We start from the raw sequence: 6,060 nt of genomic DNA on the forward strand, positions 1-6,060 counted from the left end.
CGTTAGCTCGTATAAACCGGAAGTGGCGCATTGCCTTTCACTTGCCTAATCGCAAGATGGGTATGTATGTCTTTTACGTTGGAGAGTCGCTGTAGCTTTCTGGTAAATGCTTCGTAAGCCATCAAGTTAGGGCTGACAACTTCTAACAAGTAATCATAAGCCCCAGATACAACGTGGCAGCTGATGACCTCTTCCATCTCGACAACCGCACTTTCAAATTTATCAATCGACACTTCTTGGTGGTTGTTCAAGCTCACCTCAACAAACACGCTCATTGCGATGCCGACCTGTTCCCGTGACAGGCTCACACGGTAGCCATCAATAATCCCTTTTTCTTCCAGTCTTTTGATGCGCCTCGCGCACGGTGAAGCCGATAAGCCAACTTCATCAGCTAACTCAGCGGTGGTTAGCCTGCCGTCTTTCTGAAGCAACTCAAGAAGATGTCTATCAATCCTATCCATAGCAAATACCAATTATTGGTTAAATTCGTTAACAATTGGCAAGATATTAGCAGAAATCATCAACTACAACTCAAGTTAGAACAAAACTTGCCAACCTATGGCACACCAAGTACCCCATAATTAATCATCATTCACTTTCCTTGTTTATTATGAAGCTTGGCTACCTATCTATTATTGTCACTCTGCTCATCTGGGCGAGCTTTTTCCTTTCTCTTAAAGGCGGCGCAAATTCAGACTTAACACCTGCAGACATCGCACTGACTCGATTCCTCATACCAGCATTGGCGCTATTACCTTTGGTGTGGAAAGCACGTAGCACGATCGCTGCTGTCCCGAATCGATACTTGGCCGGTATGTTTGTGGGGTGCGGGTTACCTTATTTACTCGTTGCAGGAACAGCCATGCAGTTCGTTCCGGTATCACACGGGAGTGCTTTAGTTCCGGGAACGCTTCCTCTATTCGTAACAGGGATCGCGGTACTCTTTTTTAAGCAGCCGCTTAGCCGACACCGTGTCGTTGGTTTAGGTCTGGTTTCGCTTGGGATATTGTTGTTTCTGGGAAGTAGCTTAAGCAGCTTCAACTTTGAATATACCAAAGGTCACGTGTTGTTTTTGTTTGGCAGCTTGATGTGGGCGACTTTTACCATCTCAGCACGTGTTGCCAACCTTAATGCGCTCGTGAGTGCAGGTTTTATCTCATTCTGTTCCACCTTGCTGTTGCTGGTCCTTATCCTTACAGGAACCCTCCCTAGCCATTTAATGAGCACACCAATTGCTCAATGGCCAGTCACAGAGCTTGCCGCACATTCAGCGGTGCAAGGCGTCGGTGCAGGCTTAATAGCGGCATTCACTTATCTCTATGCTGTCAATACATTAGGAGCAGAGCGCTCAGCCGCCTTTGGCAGTGCAACACCCGCCGTTGCAACTTTGTTGGCGATCCCACTGTTTAACGAGATTCCAGATACGATGACTTGGTTAGCGCTTGGTTCAATTTGTATTGGCAGCTTGGTCGCGAGTAACATTTTCATGAGAAACGACCAGTCTATGCAATATCAACCGCCAAGCCATAGCAAAGCCTGATACTGCGTTCAAACCTAAATACAGTTTCCCTAAACATCAATTTTAGGGCTTGTAGTACATAGATAAGCCTACAAACGTAGGCTTATCTAAAATCTGCTTTTTCTGAACTCGCTTCTCCATTAAACTGTCTGACCTTTTTGCAGATCCAAGAGAACACCATGCAACGCGATTACACTTTAACTTGCTTAAACAACATGCCTCGTGAAGAACTAGAAGAATTTAGTTTAAGAATGATTCATCGCCTTGTCCCTGAAGATGCAATGACGGAACTGTTTACGTTCGAACAGGAAGAAGTGACCAATGAAGAGCGTATGCAATCAGCGAAGTTTGATGCGATGCTGCGAATGACAGCAATCGCGCTGAGTGAAGTGAATCTTGCGTTTAGTGAGTCGGATAACTCACAGCAAAACATCGAGCGCATGACTCGACTGTTGCTTTGGCACTTCTATGCAATGTCGTTCAACCTTGAACAAGCGATCAGCCTTGAAACTCACTGTGACAAAGTCGAGAAGATTTTGTCGAAAGCACCGACAGAAGCATTTGGTTGGGTTAAAGAGCTCACAGAGTTGCTGCACTTCTATGCAAAAGTGAACGAAGAAAACGACGCTAAGTAAAGAGCACTAAGTCACGGGACGAATTGAAAAAGCGCATATTTCCAATTCTGCTTCAAACACTCCAACAAGTTGCTCGCTCCCCCTTGGACAAGTCGTACAGGTTCTAAATCGAAGAAACCTACAACACTCGAAACCCGAGGTCTGGTGTTGAGCTGACCAAACGTAAAAGGCCCAATCGATATACCGACTGGGCCTTTCACTGATGTATAAAACTTCTCTCAGGAAAGCTCTATTCGCTTCCAACTGAGCTAGCCGAACAACACCAATTTAGAATGCGTAGTTTGCGTCAACAAGTTCGCTTACTTCAACTTTGCTTACTTCTGCGCGAGCTTCAAGCCACTGCGCTACTTGCAGTTGCTCTGCTTCTGTCACTGAACGGTAGCGCTCAATACAACATAAGAAACCTTCGAACAGCTCTAAACCACCGCCACCAAAGCACAGGCCGATGCTGTCGATAAAATCGATAAATTCATCGATGAACACATCGTATTGGTCAAAATCAGCAATCGAAGTCGTGCAGCTTACTTCAAAACCTAAAATAGAGAATTCACCTAGGTATAATTTCTTGCGTAGGCGACGATTTTTGTTTTCGATTTTATCTAATTTCATAACTGTCTCTCTTTTCGTTTGATAAAGCATTTATACACAGTTCCTCGTTAATTCCCAAGAGTTTTGTATTACACGAGAGGCTTAACGGGAAAAATCGTGCTGCAGAAACAAAACCTTAATCAAAACTATAAAAATCTGTCACTTAACTGCTTCACGATTGGTCACACATTGAACCAACTATTAACTCATTAGAAATAGCTTGGTTACACGTGAATAACGAATAATAAAGTCAGCCAACAGGAAGCAGTCCCGATGAGCAAGGAAACATTTGATAGCACTCGTTTTAACAAGAGTAACAACAAGCCCTTCGAAGAAGTTCTAGATGCGAACCTTTCAAGAAGAAACGTTCTGAAAGGCGGTCTTGGCATCAGTGCAATGACCGCCTTTGGCGCATTTGGTTTAGCGGGTCACAGCACGGCTAACGCTACGACAATGCAAGCAACGGGCGCGCACAAAAGCACCGCAACACTTGCCTTCGAATCGGTTAAAGGCTCTTTGACAGACAGTGTCATCGTACCAAAAGGCTATACAGCACAAGTATTGGTTCCTTGGGGTACCCCACTAAACAAGCAAGGCAAGGCTTGGTTAAAAGATGGAACCAACAATGCACAAGATCAAGCGAACTCACTTGGCATGCACCACGACGGCATGCACTTCTTCCCGCTTGATGGCAACAGTAACGACGGTTTGTTGGTGATCAACCACGAATACATCGACCAAAAAGCGCTGCACGCCAACGGCCCAACATACAACGAAGGCGCTCGCCCTAGCCTTGATGAAGTACGTAAAGAGATCAACGCGCACGGCGTGAGTGTTGTTCGAGTAAAACTTGAAGGCAACCAATGGGTGATGGTCGATAACGATCCACTGAACCGCCGCTACACAGGCGCAACAGTAATGGACCTGTCTGGCCCTGTTGCTCACAGTGAGTTTACTAAAACCAAATTCTCACAAGACGGCAGCCAAGCTCGCGGCACGCTGAACAACTGTGGTAATGGCTACACACCTTGGGGCACTTTCCTAACATGTGAAGAGAACTGGCCGGGTTATTTTGTTAATAAAGGCGAGACAACGCCAGCACAAGAACGTATTGGCATCGCAACCGACAAAACACGTTACGGTTGGGACACGCTTTCTGGCAACCAACAAGAACGCTTAGACGAGTTTGCACGCTTTGACGTAACACCAAGCGCTGATTCGCCGATTGATGACTACCGTAACGAAGCACATGGTCACGGCTACATTGTTGAAATCGACCCATACACAGCGAACTCTCGCGCTAAGAAACGTTCAGCATTGGGTTGTTTCCGTCATGAAGGTTGTACGTTTGGTAAGTTGACCGAAGGCGAGCCAATCGTGTTCTATTCTGGCCACGACTCTCGTTTTGAATACCTGTACAAATTCGTTTCTGAAGAGAAATGGGACCCGCGTGACGCTGAGCCAAGTAACCGTCTAAGTGCGGGTGACAAGTACATGGACAAAGGCACACTATATGTGGCTAAGTTCAACGATGATGGTTCAGGCACTTGGCTACCGCTAACTCTGAGTAGCAAGACCACGAACGGCGGCAAACTTGGTGATTCATTTGATTCTCAAGCAGCGCTTATCATCAATACAGCAGGCGCAGCCGACCTTGTAGGCGCAACGCCAATGGATCGCCCTGAATGGTGCTCTGTTGACCCAATGACGGGGACGGCTTACCTTACGCTGACTAATAACAACAAGCGTAAAGAAGCGAACTCTGCGAACCCTCGCGTAGACAACAAGTTCGGTCATGTAATTCGTTGGGATGAAGGCAAAACAGCAGGCGAGTTCGATTGGGATATCTTTGTCTTCGGTTCTCCAGCAGTGGAAGACAAGTCAATTAACCGCTCAGGTCTAACAGACATGAACCAATTCGCGAGCCCTGATGGCTTAGCGTTTGATGCTCGTGGTATTTTATGGATTCAAACAGATAACGGCGCAGACGAAGTTACAGGCTACACCAACGATCAAATGCTGGCTGTTGTTCCATCTCAGTTAACGGATGACAAAGGCAACAGCGCGGTGATTGACGTAAATAACCAAGCACAGCTTAAACGCTTCTTTGTGGGGCCAAACGGTTGTGAAGTGACTGGCTTTACCATCAGCCCAGATTTCAAATCACTATTCGTGAACATTCAACACCCTGCAAACTGGCCATCATCAGACGATGCAACTGCACAAACTCAAGGCAATGTTCGCCCAAGAGCATCTACCGTTGTGATTCGTCGTGAAGACGGCGGTGAAATCGCGGTTTAATAAGCAAATCTACCTAAGATCAGCAACCTTACTGTTATCTAGTTTCTGTTCGCTAGTTAAGTAAAATCAAAAAAGAGCGATAAGGCCAAATGCCCTATCGCTCTTTTTTAAATTCTATACGATCTTTGATTCAACTAATGATCTGCGACTTTGTAAACTGCTCTTCACCCCAAACCAAATCACGCACCGTCATCCTCGAGAAGGAGGAACGACTGAGTCAGAGATCTCTAACCATTATCGCTAGCTCACGAACAACCAAACACCAACGCCCATCATCAGCGTGCCAGCAATACGGTTCATCAACTTAACGTTATCGGCTTTGCCCAACATATGCTTTAAGCTCTTTCCGCCTGTCGCGTATAAGGTCATGCAAACAAACTCAGAAAACAGAATAATCGACACTAAAATCAACAACTGTGGCGCTAAGTCTTTATTGCTGTTAATAAAGGGAGGCAGCAGAGAAATCATAAACGCCCAGCCTTTTGGGTTCGCAATTGCAGTGACAAAGCCTTGAACCACCAAGTCCCAATCATTGCTGACTTTTGTTGTTTGGTTGTCAGTGCTGATCGCCAGTTTGCCTCTCGAACGCCACATCTGAACGCCTAGATAGAACAAGTAAGCTGCACCAACAAATTTGAAGCCCGTAAATAGCCACGGGTAGTTCAACATAATAGATGCAATACCCAATACCGCAGCAATAGAAACCACCGCAACACCAGCCAATTCACCGATCATCATCCATAATGTACGCTTGTATCCAACACTCATTCCTAGCGTCAACGCCAAAGTCATACACATGCCGGGCGTGATTGACACGAAGAAAAACGTGGGAATAAAAGCCCAAAGTAGTGCGCTATCCATATTATTACCTTATCGACTTATTTCTATTTAATAGTTCTTGTTTCTTGATCGGGCTTGAAATGAAGCGAGGTTGAAACGAAGCAGTGATGACAATAAACAATATTGCGATCAATACAAACAAAAAGAGCCACATAACAGTTAATGCCGTTCACTTAA

The 6,060-nt window shown here is 45.6% G+C and carries 6 protein-coding genes; 3 read left to right on the forward strand and 3 right to left on the reverse strand.

The features are described 5' to 3' along the window. Nucleotides 1-2: 2 nt before the first annotated feature. On the reverse strand, nucleotides 3-461 hold the full coding sequence (locus tag AB4589_RS06460) for an Lrp/AsnC family transcriptional regulator (protein ID WP_102250017.1): 459 nt from the start codon (nucleotides 459-461) through the stop codon (nucleotides 3-5). 149 nt (nucleotides 462-610) lie between these two features. On the opposite strand from AB4589_RS06460, the gene AB4589_RS06465 reads away from it, so the two are divergent. Both AB4589_RS06465 and AB4589_RS06470 read left to right on the forward strand, forming a co-directional pair. Beyond that, nucleotides 611-1,540, forward strand: coding sequence for a DMT family transporter (locus AB4589_RS06465; RefSeq protein ID WP_371709308.1), 930 nt, complete (start codon nucleotides 611-613; stop codon nucleotides 1,538-1,540). Between the two features lie 158 nt (nucleotides 1,541-1,698). Beyond that, on the forward strand, nucleotides 1,699-2,154 hold the full coding sequence (locus tag AB4589_RS06470) for a hypothetical protein (protein ID WP_029222913.1): 456 nt from the start codon (nucleotides 1,699-1,701) through the stop codon (nucleotides 2,152-2,154). 267 nt (nucleotides 2,155-2,421) lie between these two features. On the opposite strand, the gene AB4589_RS06475 is transcribed toward AB4589_RS06470, so the two are convergent. Continuing rightward, the gene (locus tag AB4589_RS06475) at nucleotides 2,422-2,763 is read right to left on the reverse strand and encodes a YggL family protein (RefSeq protein WP_371709307.1); all 342 of its coding nucleotides are present in this window, start codon (nucleotides 2,761-2,763) and stop codon (nucleotides 2,422-2,424) included. Nucleotides 2,764-3,015: 252 nt separating this feature from the next. On the opposite strand from AB4589_RS06475, the gene AB4589_RS06480 reads away from it, so the two are divergent. Next, the gene (locus tag AB4589_RS06480) at nucleotides 3,016-5,043 is read left to right on the forward strand and encodes a PhoX family phosphatase (RefSeq protein WP_372099817.1); all 2,028 of its coding nucleotides are present in this window, start codon (nucleotides 3,016-3,018) and stop codon (nucleotides 5,041-5,043) included. A gap of 240 nt (nucleotides 5,044-5,283) precedes the next feature. Here the strand turns inward: AB4589_RS06480 and AB4589_RS06485 are convergent, their stop codons facing one another. Then, nucleotides 5,284-5,904, reverse strand: a complete 621-nt coding sequence (locus tag AB4589_RS06485; RefSeq protein ID WP_017101790.1) for a LysE family translocator — start codon at nucleotides 5,902-5,904, stop codon at nucleotides 5,284-5,286. Nucleotides 5,905-6,060: the final 156 nt, after the last annotated feature.

The organism is Vibrio sp. 10N.222.49.A3 (assembly GCF_041475145.1).
Taxonomy (GTDB): Bacteria; Pseudomonadota; Gammaproteobacteria; order Enterobacterales; family Vibrionaceae; genus Vibrio; species Vibrio tasmaniensis_A.

Bases quoted from the DNA above. Each gene is read 5' to 3' on its own strand.
- AB4589_RS06480 (WP_372099817.1), top strand. From the start codon at position 3,016: ATGAGCAAGGAAACATTTGATAGCACTCGTTTTAACAAGAGTAACAAC.
- AB4589_RS06465 (WP_371709308.1), top strand. From the start codon at position 611: ATGAAGCTTGGCTACCTATCTATTATTGTCACTCTGCTCATCTGGGCG.
- AB4589_RS06460 (WP_102250017.1), bottom strand. From the start codon at position 461: ATGGATAGGATTGATAGACATCTTCTTGAGTTGCTTCAGAAAGACGGC.
- AB4589_RS06485 (WP_017101790.1), bottom strand. From the start codon at position 5,904: ATGGATAGCGCACTACTTTGGGCTTTTATTCCCACGTTTTTCTTCGTG.
- AB4589_RS06475 (WP_371709307.1), bottom strand. From the start codon at position 2,763: ATGAAATTAGATAAAATCGAAAACAAAAATCGTCGCCTACGCAAGAAA.
- AB4589_RS06470 (WP_029222913.1), top strand. From the start codon at position 1,699: ATGCAACGCGATTACACTTTAACTTGCTTAAACAACATGCCTCGTGAA.